Genomic DNA, 17,793 nt, shown 5'->3' on the forward strand with positions numbered 1-17,793 from the left:
CAACGCCCCAAGCAAGCTGCAGACCATCCAAATATGCCAGAGTTGCCGGAAGTAGAAGTCACGCGCCGCGGAATCGAACCCTATGTGGCGGGAAGGCGGATCGAACACGTCGAGATACGCACGAAGGCGCTGCGCTGGCCCGTTCCGGCGCATCTCGCGAAGACGCTCGGCCAGCTCAGGATCGACAAAGTGGAGCGGCGCGGGAAGTATCTCCTGTTCGAAACCGCCGCCGGCTGGCTCATCGTCCATCTCGGCATGACGGGCACGCTGCGCGTGCTGCGCAACGTGCCGCGCCCGCCGGACGCCGCCAAACACGATCACATCGATCTGATTTTCGACGACTTCATCCTGCGTTTTCGCGATCCGCGTCGCTTCGGCGCCGTGCTCTGGCATCCGCGCGAAGCCGGCGACGTGCTCGACCATCCGCTGCTCGCGAGCCTCGGCGTCGAGCCGTTCACGCCCGAATTCTCCGGCGCGCTGCTGTTTCGCAAAACGCGCGGGCGCAAGGTGTCGGTGAAGCAGGCGCTGCTCGCGGGGAACATCGTCGTGGGCGTGGGGAATATTTATGCGTCGGAGAGCCTTTTTCGCGCGGGCATCCGGCCGACGACCGCTGCCGGGCGCATCTCGCTCGTGCGCTACGACCTGCTCGCCGACGCCGTGCGCGTGACGCTCGCCGCCGCGATCGAGAAGGGCGGCAGCACGTTGCGCGATTTCGTCGGCAGCGACGGCGAGTCGGGCTACTTCCAGCTCGATTATTTCGTCTATGATCGCGCGGGTCTGCCGTGTCACGTCTGCGGCACGCCGATCAAACACATCGCCCAGGGACAGCGCTCGACGTACTTCTGTTCGCGCTGCCAACGCTAATTGCTCCGATGCTCGCACTCGCCGATTTCTCCACGCGCCTGATCGCGTGGCAACGCGTTCACGGCCGCCACGACCTGCCGTGGCAAAACACGCGCGATCCGTACTGGATCTGGCTGTCGGAAATCATGCTCCAGCAGACGCAGGTCTCGACGGTGATTCCGTACTACGCGCGTTTTCTCGCGCGCTTCCCCGATGTGAACGCGCTCGCCGCCGCGCCGCTCGACGACGTGATGGCGCTCTGGGCCGGCCTCGGCTACTACTCGCGCGCGCGCAATCTGCATCGGTGCGCGCAGGTGGTGTCGGAGCAATTCGGCGGCGCGTTTCCGCAAACCGTCGACGAACTCGCGGAATTGCCGGGCATCGGCCGCTCGACGGCGGCGGCGATCGCGTCGTTCGCGTTCGGCGCGCGGGCGACGATCCTCGACGGCAACGTGAAGCGCGTGCTCGCGCGCGTCTTCGGCATCGACGGCTTTCCGGGCGAAAAGCGCGTGGAAAACGCGATGTGGACGCTCGCCGAATCGCTGTTGCCGGACGCCGCGCATCCCGACGACGTCACCGCGTACACGCAAGGCCTGATGGACCTCGGCGCGACGCTGTGCGTGCGCGGCAAGCCGGACTGCGCGCGCTGTCCGTTCGCGGCGGATTGCGTGGCGAACGTGAGCGGACGGCAGCGCGAATTGCCGGCGGCGCGTCCGAAAAAGACGCTGCCGACGAAGAAGACCTGGATGCTGGTGCTGAAGGACGGCGATGCCGTGCTGCTGGAAAAACGCCCGCCGACGGGCATCTGGGGCGGCCTCTGGAGCCTGCCCGAAGCCGCCGGCGAAGACGCGCTCGCGGACGTCGCGCATGGCTTTGGCGGCACGGACGAGCTGCATCGGCTTGCGCCGCTCACGCACACGTTCACGCATTTCAAGCTGGAGATCGAGCCGCGTCTCGCGCAAGTGGGCGGCGGCGCGCGCTTTCAGGCGGCGAACGGCGAAACCGTCTGGGCGCCGCTTGCCGAGATCGACGCGTTCGGCTTGCCCGCGCCGGTGAGGAAACTGCTCGACGCGCTGCAAGGATCGCTGATCTAAAGCAGCTGATGATGCTGCATGTAGTGATGCACGACGTCGATGCGCGCCGCCGCGTCCTCCAGTTCCATCATTTTCTGCCGCGCGCGCATCGGAATCGGCAGGATTTCGGAGAGCCGATTCGAGACCCACGTCGGGTCGTCGAAGAGGAAGGGCTCGGCGAAGGGAAGATTCTGCGGATCGCGTTCCTTGATCGTCTCGATAATGCGTTCCAGCACTTCCGCGCACGCACCGAACTTCGCGAGCGCCTCGACTCCCTGAAGCGGCGCATCCTCGCCGATCAACTCCGCCATGCCGACGATCAGATTGCTCGGCTCGACGCGATGCGCAAGCAGCCGGAACCGCTGCGTGCCGCGCGCCTGAACGAGCAGCAGGCCGAACGTGTCGACATCGCATTCGTTGATCTCGGCCAGACAGCCGACGCTTTCCGGCACGGAAGGATCGCCCGGCGACGCGATCTCGTTGCCGCTTTTCAGGAGACACACGCCGAACGGCGTCTTCTCGCGCAGACATTCGCGCGCCATATCGAGATAGCGCGCCTCGAAGATCTTGAGCGGCAGGAGGCCGCCCGGAAACAGGACGGTGTGAAGCGGGAACAGCGGCAAGTCGGCGAGAACGGGATTGGAAGACATCGCGCGCCTCCAGGTTTGATCGCCGCGACGGCGATCAGGTTGGCGTGTGCGCCGCGTTGCCATCGACCGCGATGGGCGCGTCGCGATGCCGCACGATTACTTTCGCCTTGTCGTTAAAGCGCGCGGCGAGCGCCTGGGCGATGAACACCGAGCGATGCTGGCCGCCCGTGCAGCCGATAGCGACGGTGAGATAACTGCGGTTGTCGTCGCGAAACTGCGGCAGCCATTTCGCAATGAACGTGCCGACGTCGTCGATCATCTGATGCACCATCGGCTGCGCCGACAAATATTCGATGACCGGCTGGTCGAGGCCCGTTAGCGGTCGCAACTCGCGGTCGTAGTACGGGTTCGGCAGCGTGCGGACGTCGAAGACGAAATCGGCGTCGAGCGGCACGCCGCGCTTGAATCCGAACGATTCGAACATCAGCGTGAGGCCTGCCGATTCCTGCTCGATGAAACTCTTCACCCACGCGCGCAGCACGTTCGCGCGCAGATTGCTCGTGTCGATCTGATGCCCGAACTCCGCGAGACCGGAGACGAGTTCGCGCTCGCGCTCGATGGCTTCGGCGAGCGACTTCAGCAGGCCGACGTCGGCGTCGTGCGCGGGCGAGCCCGAGAGCGGATGACGGCGGCGGGTTTCGGAAAAGCGTTGAATGAGCGACTGCGTGCTCGCGTTCAGGAACAGCACGCGCAGATCGTAGGCGACCGAAAGATCGCGGATGATCGCGGGGACATCGTCGAGCGAGACGCTCGAGCGCGCGTCGATGGCGACGGCGAGATGCGTCTGCCCGACGCTTGCGAGGTAGCGGGCGAGCTCGGGCAGAAAGCGCGGCGGCAGGTTGTCGACGCAATAGTAGCCGCCGTCTTCCAGAGCGTTCAGCGCGACGGACTTGCCGGAACCGGAAATGCCGGTGATCAGAATGATACGCATGGAGTTCGACTCGTTCGCTTTATCTTAGCACCTGCGATGGTGCGCGGATTTGTCGCAGGAACCGCGCGCCGCGTGCTTTCGCGGGGCGCTCGCGCGGTCAGATCAGTTTGCCCGGAAACTGGCTGTCGGGGTCCTGCATGGCAAGCCGCTGACGGTCCATGAAGTCGCGAAGCGTGTCGATGCCGCGCAGTTGCAGGATCGTGTTGCGCACCGCCGCTTCGACCAGCACGGCGAGATTTCGGCCGGCCGCGACCTGAATCGTGACCTTGCTGATCGGCAGGCCGAGCACGTCGACGGTCTGGCTTTCCAGCGGCAGGCGCTGGAATTCGCCGTCCGGCCGGCGCACGAGTTGCACGATCAGCTTGAGCTTCATTTTTCGCCGCACCGCGGTTTCACCGAAGATCGTCTTGATGTCGAGCAGGCCCAGGCCGCGCACTTCGAGCAGATTCTGCAACAGCGGCGGGCAGCGCCCTTCGACGAAATCCGGGCCGAGGCGCACGAAATCGACGGCGTCGTCCGCCACCAGCCCGTGGCCGCGGCTGATCAGCTCTAGGCCGAGTTCGCTCTTGCCGAGGCCGGAGTCGCCGGTGAGCAGCACGCCCATCCCGAGGATGTCGAGGAACACGCCGTGCAGCGTCGCGCGCGGCGCAAGAATGCGCGACATATAAAGCCGCAAACTGTCGATGACCGCGGCCGCCGACATGCGCGTGGTGAAAAGCGGCGTCGAGGAACGGGTGCAGCGCAAAACCAGTTCCGGCGGCGCGCCGACTTCGCCCGCCACCACGAGAAACGGCGGCTCGAGCGCGATCAGCTCGGCCATGTTGCGCGAGCGGTCTTCGTCGGATTGGCGCTGGTAGTAATTGATCTCGGCGTCGCCGAGCACCTGGATACGATTCGGGTGAATCAGGTTCAAGTGGCCGACGAGATCGGCGCTCGATGTGGCGTTCGCGACCGTCTCGCTCGAAAAGCCGCGTTCCCAGCCTTCGTGACCCGTCAGCCAGCTGAGTTTCAGCGCGGCCGCGTTGTCGTCGAAAATGCTCTGGGCGTTGATGCTGGACGTATCCATGAGTCCGGAACTCCGTTGGAAGCCGGGAGCGGGCTTCTGTTCCGGGGCTCGGCACCCGAGCCCATCGCAGTCCGCTCCATTGAACCGATTGTGCCCCAGAAGCCCGACCCGCGCGAGCCGGCCCGCGGCCGCCCGGTCAGGCCGTGCGTGCCGCCGAAGCTGGATTTACGGCTGCCACTGCGTGAGCACCTGATACAGCGCTTCACGATTCTCTTCCTTGTTGAGGCGTTCACGCGCTTGCGTGTCGGAGAGTAGTTGTGCGATCTCCGACAGAATTTCAAGATGCTGCTGCGTGGCCTGCTCGGGAACGAGCAGGAAAATGAGCAGCGACACCGGCTGGCCGTCCGGCGATTCGAATGCGATCGGTTCGGCCAGGCGCACGAAGGCGGCGATCGGCTGCTTCAGACCTTTGATGCGCCCGTGCGGGATCGCGACGCCTTCGCCGAGACCGGTCGAACCGAGGCGCTCGCGTGCGAAAAGATTGTCGGTGACGGTGCTGCGGGCGACGCCGTTCTGGTTCTCGAAAATCAGCCCGGCTTGCTCGAATACGCGTTTCTTGCTAGTGACGGTCAGTCCGAGAACGACGTTTTCGAGGGGAAGAAATTTGGCTAAACGATTCATGTTGGCAGGCTGATGCGTGGCCTGAATTCTCCTCATCGTGGCGACTGATCGAAAGCGCTCACGGCGATGTTTGGAAGGAACAGCGCTCGCTGGCGCGGTCCGATAGTGGAATTCGATAATAACCGGTTCATTATATGACAGCGCAATCAGTGATGGTGCAGCGCGCCATCGACTTCGGGCACCTTTTGCAACGGTCAATTCGCCCGGAAATCAACGACTTGAACCTGGCGTGCAACAAAAAAGCCGCCTGGGTTCAGGCGGCTCGTGCCAGGTTGCACCCTTCCTTTGCTCAATCACGAAATTCGAATAATCCCTCGAATTGTTGCGCGAAGCATCAGGCGACTCGGTCGGCCGGCGAAATCACGGCGACGGGGCTTCGAGTTCCTGCGGTTCCGCACGATACTTTGCGGCCTCGTGCGCGTGGCCTTGAATCTTGTCCTTGTGCTTGATGACCTGGCGATCCAGCTTGTCCACCATGAGGTCGATCGCCGCGTACATATCAGCGTCACAACTCTCGATGAAAATGTCCTTGCCCTTCAGGTGCAGGTTGATTTCCACCTTTTGCCGCTTGTCCTTTTCCCTATGATTGTCGACCGAGAGGACCACATTGCCGTCGATCACTTGATCGAAATGACGGAGCACCCTGTCGAGTTTGGTGATCACGTACTCGCGCAACGCAGGCGTCAATTCGAGGTGGTGTCCACTGATCTTCAGATTCATAGTTGCTCTCCAAGCTAGTGGCCGTGGATCGCGGCAGCGCGGCTAATACCGGTCGGCCCTGCTGCCCGTTTGCTACGCCGTCCGGGCGTGCGTGAAAAACGGGACGCATCGGCCGGCTCGTTCGCGCTTACCGCGATGCGGCCGGTAAAGGCCCGCCGCGAAATGCAACGGGCTACAGAGACGTGTCACAGAGACTTGCGCAGATTCACCGCGGGGATTTTCAGAGCTTCGCGATATTTCGCGACAGTGCGCCGCGCGACCACGAATCCCTGTTCCGCCAGCAGTTCGGCGATGCGGCTGTCTGAAAGAGGAGATTTGGGGTCTTCCGCTCCTATCAGTTGCTTGATGAGGGCCCGGATCGCCGTGGACGATGCCGCGCCTCCTGTGTCGGTCGAAACGTGCGATCCAAAGAAGTACTTAAATTCAAGCGTCCCAAATGGGGTGAGCATGTACTTGCCGGTCGTCACACGCGAAACCGTCGACTCGTGTAAACCCAGCGTATCAGCAATTTCCCTCAAAACCAAGGGCCGCATGGCAATTTCGCCATGTGCGAAAAAGTTCTTTTGACGTTCAACAATTGCCTGCGCGACACGCAGAATCGTCTCAAACCTCTGCTGAATATTCTTGATGAGCCAGCGCGCTTCCTGAAGCTGCTGACGCAGTGATCCGCTGCCCGGATCGCCCCGGTTGTTACGCAGAATGTTCGCGTAGAGATGGTTGATTCGCAGGCGCGGAACGATTTCCGGATTCAATTCGGCCGTCCAGCCGCCCGTGGTCTTGCGCACCAGGATGTCGGGCACGACGTAATCCGCTTCGCTCTTGCCGTACGCCGCGCCCGGAAACGGCTCGAGCGACCGGATGAGCGCGTGCGCGTCGCGCAGGGCGTCGTCGCTGGCCTTGAGTTGCTTGCGCAGACGCGTGAAGTCGCGCGCGGCAAGCAGTTCGAGATGATGCGTGACGATTTCCAGCGCGAGCGTACGCGTCGCCGACGAATCGAGCCGCAGCAACTGCAGCTTCAGGCATTCCGAAGCCGAGCGCCCGCCGACGCCCGGCGGATCGAAGCTTTGCAGCAGCGCGAGCGCGGCGCTGAGTTCGTCGACATCGACTTCGAGTTCGTCGGGCAAATCCGCCTGCACTTCCTCCAGCGACGACGTCAGATAACCGTCTTCGTCCAGCGACTCGATCAGGAACGTGATCAGCGCGCGGTCGCGCTGGTTCGCCTGCGTCATGCGCAACTGCGCGGTCAGATGATCGCGCAGCGTGGTGGTGGATTCGTGGATTTGCAGCGGCGGGAGATCGTCGTCGTCGGAACCGGTGTTCGAGCGGCCGTAGTCTTCCAGATTCCACGAATTCGAATCCGCGCCGAGGCCGTTGTATTCGTCGACGCCCTGCGGCTCGCCGCTTTCCGATCGTTCGGACGTGGACGTGCTGCTCGTCGAGCCGTTGTTCATCAGCGGCTCAGGCGGCGCGCTCGACGTGTTCGCCGACGTGATTAGCGAGCCGTCGGCCGCGACGCGCAGCGGACTGGCGATCCAGTCGTCCTCGTTTTCGAGCAGCGGATTCTGCGCGACCGCCATCGCGACCTCTTGTTGCAGTTCGAGCGTCGACAACTGTAACAGCCGGATGGACTGCTGCAGTTGCGGGGTCAGCGCAAGATGCTGCGATAGGCGGAGTTGGAGGCTGGCTTTCATGGCAAAGTTTTAATCATTGTAGAGAGTTTGCCACGCGCGCGAAACCTCGCGGGATTTCGCAAAAACAGCCGTGCCGCCTCGCGGGCGGCACGTAAGATTTGCAACGTCGCGATGCCGCGGTGCAGTAAGCCGCGGCCGTGCACCGGTCACATGCGGAAGTGCTCGCCGAGATACACGCGGCGCACGCTTTCGTTCTCGATGATCTCGCTCGGCGCGCCGGCGGCGAGCACGCTGCCGTCGCTGATGATGTAGGCGTGGTCGCAGATGCCGAGCGTTTCGCGCACGTTGTGATCCGTGATGAGCACGCCGATGTTGCGCTGCTTCAGGAACTTGACGATCTTCTGGATTTCCAGCACGGCGATCGGATCGACGCCCGCGAACGGCTCGTCGAGCAGGATGAAGGCCGGATTGGTCGCGAGCGCGCGGGCGATTTCGACGCGTCGCCGCTCACCGCCGGAGAGCGACAGCGCCGGATTGTCACGCAGATGGGCGATCTGGAGTTCGTCGAGGAGCGCTTCGGCGCGCTGCGTGATGGCGTCCTTCGTGAGCCGCTTGCCGGCCTCGGTGAATTGCAGTTCGAGCACGGCGCGAATGTTCTGCTCGACGGTCAGCTTGCGGAAAACCGAGGCTTCCTGCGGCAGATACGACAGCCCGAGTTTCGCGCGCTGGTGAATCGGCAGGAGGCTGATCGAGGTGCCGTCGAGCGCGATTTCGCCCTCGTCGAGCGGCACGAGGCCGACGATCATGTAGAACGACGTCGTCTTGCCCGCGCCATTCGGGCCGAGCAGTCCGACGACTTCGCCGCTCTTCACGTCGAGCGACACGTCCTTCACGACCGTGCGCGAGCCGTAGCGCTTTTTCAGATTGCGGACGGCGAGCGAACTCGATTCACCGGCCGGCTTGCGATGGGGCATGGCGGGCGCGTTCACTGCTGCGGCGTTCCCTGAATGGTGGTGGAAGGAGCGAGCGTGGCGGGCGAGCCGTTGAGCGGCGCGGCGTTGCCGTTGCGCGGCGAGAGCATCGCGCGCACGCGGCCGGTCGGGTTGCCCGGGCCGGCGACGTCGGAGCCCGCCTTCGCGGTGTAGAAGTCCTTCTGGCCGTCGTAGGTGATCACGCTGCCGTGGACTTCGTCCTGAATTTTCGTCAGGCCGACCAGCCGGCGCACGACCGCACGCGTCGTGAGCGTGGTCAGGTCCTGCTTGCCGTCGTAGTCGATACGCACGGCATTGCCTTCGATGTATTCGTCGAGACCATCGCGCTTCTGGCGGAAGTACGACAGGTTGTTGCCGGTCGAGGTGCCGGTCGCGTACTGGTAGCCCTGCGGGTCTTGCGTCACTTCGACACGGTCGGCCTTGATCACGATCGTGCCTTTGGTGGCGACGACGTGCCCGATGAAGATGTTCTTCTGTTTCAGGTCGTCGTAGGACATGTTGTCCGCTTCGATGTTGAGCGGCTTGTCGCGGTCGGCGCGTTCCGCGTGGGCTGCCGGGGCAAAGCCCGCGATCGGCAGCGCGACGAGTGCGGCCGCGAGCCCGAGCTGCGCGGCGCGGCGCGCGCGACGCGAAAGCGCCTCGCGCGGACAGCCGGAATCGGGACGAGGGAACGTTTCGTTCATGCAGTCACACTTGGGATGGGATTGCCGGGATTACTTGGAGGAGCCGCCGTTGATATCGGACGAGGCGATCATGCCGCGCACGTTACCAAAGAGCTTCATTTCCCGGGTCACGTTGTTGTAGTTCATGCCGTTGGCCGTCATCACGGACGGACCGCGCTGAAGTTTAACCGGCTTTTTCGTTTCGATGACATCGTCATTGACGAAGATACGGAAATGCTGGGAATCGGCCTGCATCTGCGGATCGCCGTAGCCGGCCACGCGCAGGATGCGCGCGTTGTCGTAGAGATCGACGATCGAGACGTCGCCGTTCACCGTGCCGCGCTCGGCCGTCGCGGTCACTTGCGGCTTCTCCGGCTGGAACATGCGCAACGCGGGCAGCGTGAGATCGCTGTTCTCGTCGTCCTCGTAATGCACCATCGACTTCGCGGTGAGGCGATATTGCGTCGTGCCGGTCGTGTCGAGTTCGGAGACGGAGAAGTTGTCGGCGAAATAGTCCGCAGTGTGGCGCTTCGGCTGCTCGGGCGCCGGACCCGACTGCGGCAGCGTCGCCTGCAAGAGCCAGTACGTGATGCCCGCGAGCGCGGCCACCGCGACGAGCGGAAGGAGCGAAGTGAGTCGGCCTGGGCGCTGCATCGCGTCAGGCTCCCATCGCGTCGGCGAGCAGTTCGTCGTAACGATGCTGCGCGCGCGCGATCGCGTCGCACACTTCGCGCACCGCGCCGTGGCCGCCGCGCGCTTCGGCGACCCAGTGCACGCGCTGGATCACTTCCGGATGCGCGTTGGCCGGCGCAGCCGCGAAGCCGCACAAGCGCATGACCGCGAGATCGGGCCAGTCGTCGCCCATGTAGCCGCATTCGGACGCGGCGATGCCGGTCTTTTGCAGCAGCTCGGCGAGCGCGACGGTCTTGTCGTCGACGCCCTGATAGAGATGCGTGATCGAGAGTTCGCGCACCCGCGCCGCGACGATGCCCGACTGGCGTCCGGTGATGATCGCCGTCTGCACGCCGATTCTTTCCAGCATCTTCACGCCGTAGCCGTCGAGCGAATTGAACGACTTCATCGCGTCGCCGTCGGCGTTGAAGAAGAGGCTGCCGTCGGTGAAAACGCCGTCGACGTCGAAAATCATCAGCTTGATGCGGCTCGCGCGCTCGGCCGCCGTGCCCGTGGCGGGCGGCGCTGCGCTGGCGGCGGAAGGCTTCTGCGCCATCAAATCACCTTCTTGGAGAAGAGGTCGTGCATGTTCAGGGCGCCGATCAGCGTCGCGTTTTCATCGACGACCAGCATCTGATTGATGCGGTGGCGCTCCATCAGTTCCACGGCCTCGACCGCGAGATGGTCCGGTGCGATCGTGCGCGGGCTGCGCGTCATGACGTCGACGAGCGACAGCGCGCGGAAATCGCCGTCGCGTTGCAGCACGCGGCGCAGGTCGCCGTCGGTGAAAATGCCTTCGACGTGGCCTTTTGCGTTCACGACGGCCGTCATGCCCATGCGCTTGTCGGTGATCTGGAAGAGCGCGTCGGCGACGGTCGCATCGAGCGGCACTTGCGGCACGTCGTCGCCCACGCGCATCACGTCGCGCACGTAGGTGAGCAGGCGCCGGCCGAGCGCGCCGCCGGGATGCGAGCGCGCGAAGTCGTCGGGGCCGAAGCCGCGCGCATCGAGCACCGCGACCGCGAGCGCGTCGCCGAGCGCGAGCGCCGCGGTGGTGCTGGCGGTGGGCGCGAGATTCAGCGGGCAGGCTTCCTTTTCGACGCGTGCGTTCAGGTGCACGTCGGCGAGTTGCGCGAGGCTCGATTCGGGACGGCCCGTGATCGCGATCAGCTTGGCGCCGAGGCGCTTGATGAGCGGCAGGATCGCGACGAGTTCTTCGGTTTCGCCGGAGTTGGACATCGCGATGAAGATGTCGTCGGAGGTGACCATGCCGAGGTCGCCGTGGCTCGCTTCGGCGGGATGCACGAAGAACGCGGGCGTGCCCGTGCTGGCGAGCGTCGCGGCGAACTTGCGCGCCACATGCCCCGACTTGCCGATACCCGACACGACCACGCGGCCGCGGCAGCCGAGCAGCAGTTCGACGGCGCCGGTGAAGTTGTGGTCGAGAAGATCTGCGAGCCCGCGGACGGCGTCGGCTTCGATGTCGAGTACGGTGCGAGCCAGCGCGAGTGCCCGGTCGCCATTGATTTTCGCTATCATTCGCGGAGTATAACAAAGGCGTTTCTTCGCCGCGCCGGACACCCAGCGGCTCGCCGCCGCTCATCCGCCCCCCGAAAGGCCTGCCGCAAAAGGCCATCCCCGAGAACCGAGCGCGTGCCGCGCGAGCGGTTCCGCCGACAGACGAGGACGCTAGACGGATGACATCGCCGCTTGAAATGACGCTGTTGCTGCTGCTGTGTTCGGTGGCGGGAGTCGTCGTGTTCCGGTTTCTGAACCTGCCGCCGATGCTCGGCTATCTCGCGGTCGGCATCGTCGTCGGGCCGAATGCGCTGCGTATCGTGCCGGACAGCGGCGGCGCGCAGCATCTCGCCGAATTCGGCGTCGTGTTCCTGATGTTTTCCATCGGGCTGGAATTCTCGCTATCGAAGTTGCGCGCGATGCGCCGGATCGTGTTCGGACTTGGCGCGTGCCAGGTCGCGGGAACGATCGCGCTCGCGCTCTTCTTCGGCTGGATCGCGAGCTTCTGGATGAACATGTCGTGGCAGGCGAGCTTCGCGCTCGGCGGCGCGCTTTCCATGTCGTCGACGGCGATCGTCAGCAAGCTGCTCGCCGAGCGGCTCGAACTCGAAGCGGAGCACGGCCGCAACATCTTCGGCGTGCTGCTGTTCCAGGACCTGGTGGTCGTGCCGCTGCTCATCATCATCGCGGCGTTCGGCAACGGCCAGTCGTCGCAACTCGCGATGTGGCTCGGCATCGCGGCGGTGAAGATCGTCGTCGCGCTGACGGTGCTGCTCTTCATCGGCCAGAAGTTCATGACGCGCTGGTTCGATCTCGTCGCGCGGCGGCGCTCGCAAGAGCTCTTCATGCTGAACCTCCTGCTGGTGACGCTCGGCGCGGCGTTCATCACCGACAAGTTCGGGCTATCGCTCGCGCTCGGCGCTTTCATCGCGGGCATGCTGATCGCCGAGACGCCGTACCGGCATCAGGTGGAAGAAGACATCAAGCCGTTTCGCGACGTGCTGCTCGGCCTCTTCTTCGTGACGACCGGCATGCTGCTCAACCCGCGCGTGATCTGGGAGCATCCGCTGCTCGTGCTCGCGTTCCTGATCGTGCCGATTCTGCTGAAAGCCGTGATGATCACGGGGCTCGCGCGGCTCTTCGGCGCGCGGCCGGGTGTCGCGATGCGCACGGGTCTCTATCTGGCGCAGGCGGGCGAATTCGGCTTCGTGCTGCTGAACCTCATTCTGGACGCGCATCTCGTCGAGCCGGTGCTGTTGCAGGCGATTCTCTCCGCGATGCTGCTTTCGATGCTCGCCGCGCCGTTCATCATCCAGAACGCGGACCGGATCGTGCTCAGGTTGTCGTCGACTGAATGGATGCTGCAGTCGTTGCAGATGACCAAGATCGCGACGCAGAGCCTCAAGCAAAGCGGCCACGTGATCATCTGCGGCTACGGCCGCGCCGGGCAGAATCTCGCGCGGATGCTGGAGCACGAAGGCTTGTCGTACGTCGCGCTCGATCTTGACCCGGATCGCGTCGCGGCGGCCGCGGCGGCGGGCGAATCGGTCGTATTCGGCGATGCGGGGCGGCGCGAATCGCTGCTCGCCGCGGGCCTGCACCGCGCGGCGACGGTCGCGATCACCTATGCGAACACGCCTTCCGCGATGCGCGTACTGCACAACATCCACGAGCTTCAGCCGACGCTGCCCGTGATCGTGCGCACGGTCGACGACGCCGATCTGGAAAAGCTGATCGCGGCGGGCGCGACGGAAGTGATTCCGGAGATCGTCGAGGGCAGCCTGATGCTCGCGTCGCATACGCTCGTGCTGATGGGCGTGCCGATGCGGCGCGTCGTGCGGCGCGTCGAGGAAATGCGCGACGAGCGCTACAGCTTGCTGCGCGGCTATTTCCGCGGCGCCGACGACCTCGACGACGACGATGGTCACGAGCAGGTGCGGCTACAATCGGTGCCGATCGACGAGAACTCGGACGCGGTCGGCCAGACGCTCGAAACGCTCGGGCTGGTTGGCGACGGCATCGAAGTGACCGCGATCCGGCGTCACGGCATTCGCGGCGTCGAGCCGGACCCCGAAACCAAGCTGCGCGCGAAGGACATCGTCGTGTTGCGCGGCCTGCCCGAAGAACTGGCGCAGGCCGAGGAGCGGCTGTCGCGCCATCGCCGAGCCGCCTGATTCTGCACGCTCGAATGCCGAGCGCCATGTTCCCCGGAGACACCATGTCGAGTATCCCATCGACCGCCCCGCGCGAGGCCGCGCAATTCATCAAGGACCGCGTGCGCACGATCGACGACTGGCCGCAGCCGGGCGTGCAGTTCCGCGACATCACGCCGGTGTTGCAGGACCGCCGCGCCCTACGCACGCTGATCGACCTGTTCGTGCAGCGCTATATCGACGCGAAGCTCGACGCCATTGCGGGGCTCGACGCGCGCGGTTTCATTATCGGGCCGATTCTCGCGTATGAACTGAGCCTCGGCTTCGTGCCGATCAGAAAGAAAGGCAAGTTGCCATATAGGACGCTCGCCGAGTCGTACGAACTGGAATACGCGAGCGCGACCGTCGAAATTCACGAGGACGCCGTGAAGCCGGGCGATCGCGTGGTGATCGTCGACGATCTCGTCGCGACCGGCGGCACGATGATGGCGGGCACGCGCTTGCTCAAGCGCCTGGGCGCGACGGTCGTGGAAGCCGCGGCGATCATCGATCTGCCGGATCTCGGCGGCTCGGCGCTCTTGCGCGAGGGCGGCGTGCCGCTCTACACCGTGTGCGAGTTCGCGGGGCACTGACGCGATGCCGAATTTCCTGCTCTTTCTCGCCGCGTCGGTCGCGATCACGGTCGCGCCCGGTCCCGACAATCTCCAGGTGCTCGCGCGCGGCATCTCGCAGGGACGCGCGGCCGGGCTCGTCGCGGCGCTCGGATTTGCCGCCGGCATCAGTTTCCACACGACGCTCGCCGCGCTCGGCGTCGCCGCGTTGCTGCGCTCGTCGCCGGTCGCGTTCGAAGCGGTGAAGCTCGCGGGCGCCGCCTATCTCGTGTGGATCGGCATCAAGGCGCTGACGAGCCGCGGACTCGCCACCGCGCACGAGCGTCCCGCGCAGGCGCTGTCGACCGTGTTCCGGCAAAGCGTGATCGGCAATATGCTGAATCCGAAGGTGACGCTCTTTTTCATCGTCTTCCTGCCGCAGTTCGTCAATCCGCACGGCGGCCAGAGCGTGATGCTCCAGATGTTCGAACTCGGCGCGTTGTTCATGCTGCAGACGGTCGTCGTGTTTTCGGTGTTCGGCATCTGCGCCGGGATGATCGGCGCGTGGCTCAAGCGCAGGCCGCGCGTCGGCGTGTGGCTCGACCGGCTGGCGGGCGCGACGTTCATCGCGCTCGGAATTCGCGTCGCGCTGAAGGACTGAGCGGCGCGTCGCCGGACGGCCTCGCACGCTACAATTACCGGCTTTTCGCCGCCTGGCGCCGCCGGAGTTTCCATGTCCCTGCCTTCGATCGCCGCCGCCCGCCGCTTCGATCCCGCCGCGCATCAGCCGTTTCTCATCGGCGACGAGCGCGTCGGCTGGGTGCGTCGCGGCGATGTCGATTTGCTCGCGCGATGGCCGGACGTCTTCGAAATCGACGTTGCGTGCGTTCGGCTCTCGCCCTCGTTCGATACTGTCGACGCGCGCAGCGCCGCGCTCGGCGCGGTGATCGGCATGCTCGCCGCGGAAGGCCGCATCCCGGGCTGGCGCGACGAAACCTACGCGATCCGCAACCACTTCGACGCCGCGCCGCTCGCGTTCATCGAACGCGCGGCGTCGCGCTTCTTTGGGACGATGACCTACGCGGTGCATCTGAACGGCATCGTAGAATATGACGATAGCGCGCCGCAGTTGTGGATCGCGCGTCGCAGCAAGTCCAAGGCGACCGATCCCGGCATGCTCGACAACGTGGTGGCGGGCGGCATCGGCTGGGGAATGGGAATCGAGGCGACGCTCGCGAAGGAATGCTGGGAAGAAGCCGGCATGACGCCCGAACTGGCGGCGCGCGCGACGCGCGGCGGCACGTTCCACGTTTTGCAGACGCTGCCGGAAGGCACGCAGGCGGAGCAAATTTTCGTCTTCGACGTCACGCTGCCTGCCGATTTCGCGCCGCGCAACCAGGATGGCGAAGTCGGCGAACACCGGCTTGCGCGCATCGACGAAGTGGCGCGGTGGATCGAAGAGGGCGCGCTCACCGTCGACGCAAGTCTCGCGACGCTCGATTGCCTGCTGCGGCGCCGCTGGATCGACGAAGAAGCCTGCGAAGGCATCGCGGCGATCTACGCCTCGCCCGAGTTCTAAATATCACGCCAGGAGTAACCGGTTCATGTCGACCGAACATAGTTTCATTTTGAAGTTGTCGTGCCCGGACCGGCCCGGCATCGTGCATGCGGTGTCCGGGTTTCTGTTCAACCTCGGCAGCAATATCCTCGATTCGGCCCAGTTCGGCGACAGCCACACCGGCGAATTCTTCATGCGCGTGCATTTCCAGCAGGTCGGCGGCGATCCGGGGCTGGAGGCGTTGCGCAAGTCGTTCACTGAACTCGCCGACGAGTTCGGCATGCGCTGGGAATTGCACGATGCGTCGGTGAAGCCGCGCGTGGTGATCATGGTGTCGAAGATCGGGCATTGCCTGAACGACCTGCTGTTTCGCTATCGCACCGGCCAGTTGCAGATCGAGATTCCGGCGATCGTCTCGAATCACAAGGATTTTTATCAGCTCGCCGCGAGCTACGACATTCCGTTCCATCATCTGCCGCTGACGTCGTCGACGCCGCAAGCGAAGACCGCGCAGGAAGCGCGCGTGTTGGAAATCGTCGAGCAGCATGACGTGGATCTCGTCGTGCTCGCGCGCTATATGCAGATTCTGTCGCCGCAGATGTGCGAGAAGCTCGCGGGCCACGCGATCAATATCCACCACTCGTTTTTGCCGAGCTTCAAGGGCGCGAAGCCGTATTACCAGGCGTTCGACCGTGGCGTGAAGCTGATCGGCGCGACCGCGCATTACGTGACGACGGACCTCGACGAAGGTCCGATCATCGAGCAGGAAGTGGAGCGCGTCGATCACAGCATGACGCCGGATCAACTGACGGCGATCGGCCGCGACGTCGAATGCGTGACGCTCGCGCGCGCGGTGAAATGGCATGTCGAGCACCGCATCGTGCTGAACGGCAGCAAGACGGTGGTGTTCCGCTGAATTTTCGCCGCCGCAATGAAAATGGCCGCCTTCGGAGGGCGGCCATTTTTTTCGCGCGACGCTTCTTGAAGCTCAAACCAGCCGCAGATAAATTAGTTCGCGCTTGATATACGCGTAGAAGATCGGCGCGGCGATCACGCCGGGCAAGCCGAACGCCGCTTCCATCGCGAGCATCGCGAGCAGCAGTTCCCAGGCGCGCGCCTCGATCTGTCCGCCGATGATCCGCGCGTTCAGGAAGTATTCGAGCTTGTGGATCAGGATCAGGAACGCGAGCGACGCGACCGCCGTCCCGAACGACACGGAAAGCGAAATCGCGACGATGATCGTGTTCGAGATCAGATTGCCGATCACCGGCAAGAGCCCGACGATGAACGTGACCAGGACGAGCGTCTTCGAGAGCGGCAGGCGTTCGTGAAAGATCGGCAGCGCGATCAGCAAATACATCGCGGTGAACACGGCGTTGATCGCCGAAATCTTGATCTGCGCGAAGACGATGCGGCGAAAGGCGTCGGAAAAGCGCGAGACGCGGGTGACGAGCGCGGTGGAAAGCGGCAGCCGGTGCGAGGTTTTCGGCGCGCCCACCGCGATGATCGCGCCGATGATCATGCCGATCAGGATATGCCCGAAGCCGCGCGCCATTTCCTTGCCGCCCTGCTGCAATTGCTCGGCGTGCTGGTGCATCAGCTGAGTGGCCTTGTCCTTCATCTGCTCGGAATCGACGGGCAGATAGTTGCCGACCCATTCCGGCACGCGAAGGCGTGCGTGCGACGTGATCGTCAGTAACTGGTCGAGCAGCTTTTGCAGGCTCGGGACGTCGTGCTCGAAATGCTCGATGGTGGCGACCGTCGCGCCCGTCAGCCCGCCGATGATCACGGCGGAGAGCAGCACCACCGCAACGAGCCGCGCGCGCCCGCTCGTCATCCGCTTTTCGATGAACGGCGCGATCATGTGCACGAGCTGGTAGACGAGCATCCCCGCAAGCAGGCCGCCGAGCAGCTTCAGTTGCAGCACGAGGTACATGGCAAGAAACGCCACGAGATAGCTGCCGATTTCCACCGCCGACAGCTTCGGCAAGCTCATGTCGCTCGTCAGTCTGACCGGCCGGGCGGGCAGGTCCCGGACGCGCCGCTCGTCGGGCGCTTCGTTGCGCTTTGCCATGACCGCTTTCCATCTCCTGACGCCAACAGCGTTTGTCTA

General features: G+C 64.4%; 19 protein-coding genes. 7 read left to right on the forward strand and 12 right to left on the reverse strand.

Features of this window, described 5'->3' with window-relative positions:
• The first annotated feature begins 33 nt into the window (after positions 1-33).
• Entirely contained in the window at positions 34-864 is an 831-nt protein-coding gene (gene mutM, locus AWB66_RS05800) for a bifunctional DNA-formamidopyrimidine glycosylase/DNA-(apurinic or apyrimidinic site) lyase (RefSeq protein ID WP_087629307.1), read from the forward strand.
• Positions 865-872: 8 nt separating this feature from the next.
• Positions 873-1,937, forward strand: coding sequence for an A/G-specific adenine glycosylase (gene mutY, locus AWB66_RS05805; protein ID WP_087629308.1), 1,065 nt, complete (start codon positions 873-875; stop codon positions 1,935-1,937).
• Here mutY and AWB66_RS05810 read toward each other — a convergent pair.
• From AWB66_RS05810 to kdsD, 11 genes are all read right to left on the reverse strand, one after another.
• The gene (locus AWB66_RS05810) at positions 1,934-2,566 is read right to left on the reverse strand and encodes an LON peptidase substrate-binding domain-containing protein (protein WP_087629309.1); all 633 of its coding nucleotides are present in this window, start codon (positions 2,564-2,566) and stop codon (positions 1,934-1,936) included. The two genes, mutY and AWB66_RS05810, sit on opposite strands and share 4 nt — an antisense overlap.
• A gap of 34 nt (positions 2,567-2,600) precedes the next feature.
• Complete coding sequence (gene rapZ / locus AWB66_RS05815) at positions 2,601-3,497, reverse strand: RNase adapter RapZ (protein WP_087629310.1); 897 nt, start codon at positions 3,495-3,497, stop codon at positions 2,601-2,603.
• Between the two features lie 97 nt (positions 3,498-3,594).
• Positions 3,595-4,563, reverse strand: a complete 969-nt coding sequence (hprK, locus tag AWB66_RS05820) for an HPr(Ser) kinase/phosphatase (RefSeq protein ID WP_062639198.1) — start codon at positions 4,561-4,563, stop codon at positions 3,595-3,597.
• A gap of 165 nt (positions 4,564-4,728) precedes the next feature.
• Positions 4,729-5,220 (reverse strand): PTS IIA-like nitrogen regulatory protein PtsN, encoded by a 492-nt coding sequence (gene ptsN, locus AWB66_RS05825; RefSeq protein WP_309786486.1) that lies wholly within the window; start codon positions 5,218-5,220, stop codon positions 4,729-4,731.
• A 324-nt stretch (positions 5,221-5,544) separates the two neighbouring features.
• The gene (gene hpf, locus AWB66_RS05830; protein WP_062639196.1) at positions 5,545-5,904 is read right to left on the reverse strand and encodes a ribosome hibernation-promoting factor, HPF/YfiA family; all 360 of its coding nucleotides are present in this window, start codon (positions 5,902-5,904) and stop codon (positions 5,545-5,547) included.
• Positions 5,905-6,089: 185 nt separating this feature from the next.
• Positions 6,090-7,595 (reverse strand): RNA polymerase factor sigma-54, encoded by a 1,506-nt coding sequence (locus AWB66_RS05835; protein WP_087629312.1) that lies wholly within the window; start codon positions 7,593-7,595, stop codon positions 6,090-6,092.
• A gap of 146 nt (positions 7,596-7,741) precedes the next feature.
• Positions 7,742-8,509 (reverse strand): LPS export ABC transporter ATP-binding protein, encoded by a 768-nt coding sequence (lptB, locus tag AWB66_RS05840; RefSeq protein ID WP_200818934.1) that lies wholly within the window; start codon positions 8,507-8,509, stop codon positions 7,742-7,744.
• 11 nt (positions 8,510-8,520) lie between these two features.
• A complete protein-coding gene (lptA, locus tag AWB66_RS05845; protein WP_087629314.1) occupies positions 8,521-9,210 on the reverse strand; it encodes a lipopolysaccharide transport periplasmic protein LptA in 690 nt (229 codons plus the stop codon).
• 30 nt (positions 9,211-9,240) lie between these two features.
• Entirely contained in the window at positions 9,241-9,843 is a 603-nt protein-coding gene (gene lptC, locus AWB66_RS05850; RefSeq protein WP_087629315.1) for an LPS export ABC transporter periplasmic protein LptC, read from the reverse strand.
• A gap of 4 nt (positions 9,844-9,847) precedes the next feature.
• Positions 9,848-10,417, reverse strand: coding sequence for a KdsC family phosphatase (locus AWB66_RS05855; RefSeq protein WP_087629316.1), 570 nt, complete (start codon positions 10,415-10,417; stop codon positions 9,848-9,850).
• Positions 10,417-11,400 (reverse strand): arabinose 5-phosphate isomerase KdsD, encoded by a 984-nt coding sequence (gene kdsD, locus AWB66_RS05860; RefSeq protein WP_087629317.1) that lies wholly within the window; start codon positions 11,398-11,400, stop codon positions 10,417-10,419. The genes AWB66_RS05855 and kdsD overlap by 1 nt, the downstream gene beginning before the upstream one ends.
• Positions 11,401-11,558: 158 nt before the next feature.
• On the opposite strand from kdsD, the gene AWB66_RS05865 reads away from it, so the two are divergent.
• The 5 genes from AWB66_RS05865 (at position 11,559) to purU (ending at position 16,596) form a co-directional block, all read left to right on the forward strand.
• Positions 11,559-13,553 carry a monovalent cation:proton antiporter family protein gene (locus AWB66_RS05865; RefSeq protein ID WP_087629318.1) on the forward strand — a complete coding sequence of 665 codons (1,995 nt, stop codon included), beginning with the start codon at positions 11,559-11,561 and terminating at the stop codon, positions 13,551-13,553.
• Between the two features lie 44 nt (positions 13,554-13,597).
• The gene (locus AWB66_RS05870) at positions 13,598-14,164 is read left to right on the forward strand and encodes an adenine phosphoribosyltransferase (protein ID WP_087629319.1); all 567 of its coding nucleotides are present in this window, start codon (positions 13,598-13,600) and stop codon (positions 14,162-14,164) included.
• Positions 14,165-14,168: 4 nt separating this feature from the next.
• Positions 14,169-14,783, forward strand: a complete 615-nt coding sequence (locus tag AWB66_RS05875) for a LysE family translocator (protein ID WP_087629320.1) — start codon at positions 14,169-14,171, stop codon at positions 14,781-14,783.
• A 72-nt stretch (positions 14,784-14,855) separates the two neighbouring features.
• Positions 14,856-15,701 carry an NUDIX hydrolase gene (locus AWB66_RS05880; protein ID WP_087629321.1) on the forward strand — a complete coding sequence of 282 codons (846 nt, stop codon included), beginning with the start codon at positions 14,856-14,858 and terminating at the stop codon, positions 15,699-15,701.
• A 25-nt stretch (positions 15,702-15,726) separates the two neighbouring features.
• On the forward strand, positions 15,727-16,596 hold the full coding sequence (gene purU, locus AWB66_RS05885) for a formyltetrahydrofolate deformylase (protein ID WP_087629322.1): 870 nt from the start codon (positions 15,727-15,729) through the stop codon (positions 16,594-16,596).
• A gap of 72 nt (positions 16,597-16,668) precedes the next feature.
• Here the strand turns inward: purU and AWB66_RS05890 are convergent, their stop codons facing one another.
• Positions 16,669-17,754: an AI-2E family transporter gene (locus AWB66_RS05890; RefSeq protein ID WP_087629323.1), complete on the reverse strand. Its 1,086-nt coding sequence runs from the start codon at positions 17,752-17,754 to the stop codon at positions 16,669-16,671.
• Positions 17,755-17,793 lie beyond the last annotated feature (39 nt).

The sequence above is a fragment of the Caballeronia telluris genome (assembly GCF_001544495.1).
Lineage (GTDB): Bacteria > Pseudomonadota > Gammaproteobacteria > Burkholderiales > Burkholderiaceae > Caballeronia > Caballeronia telluris.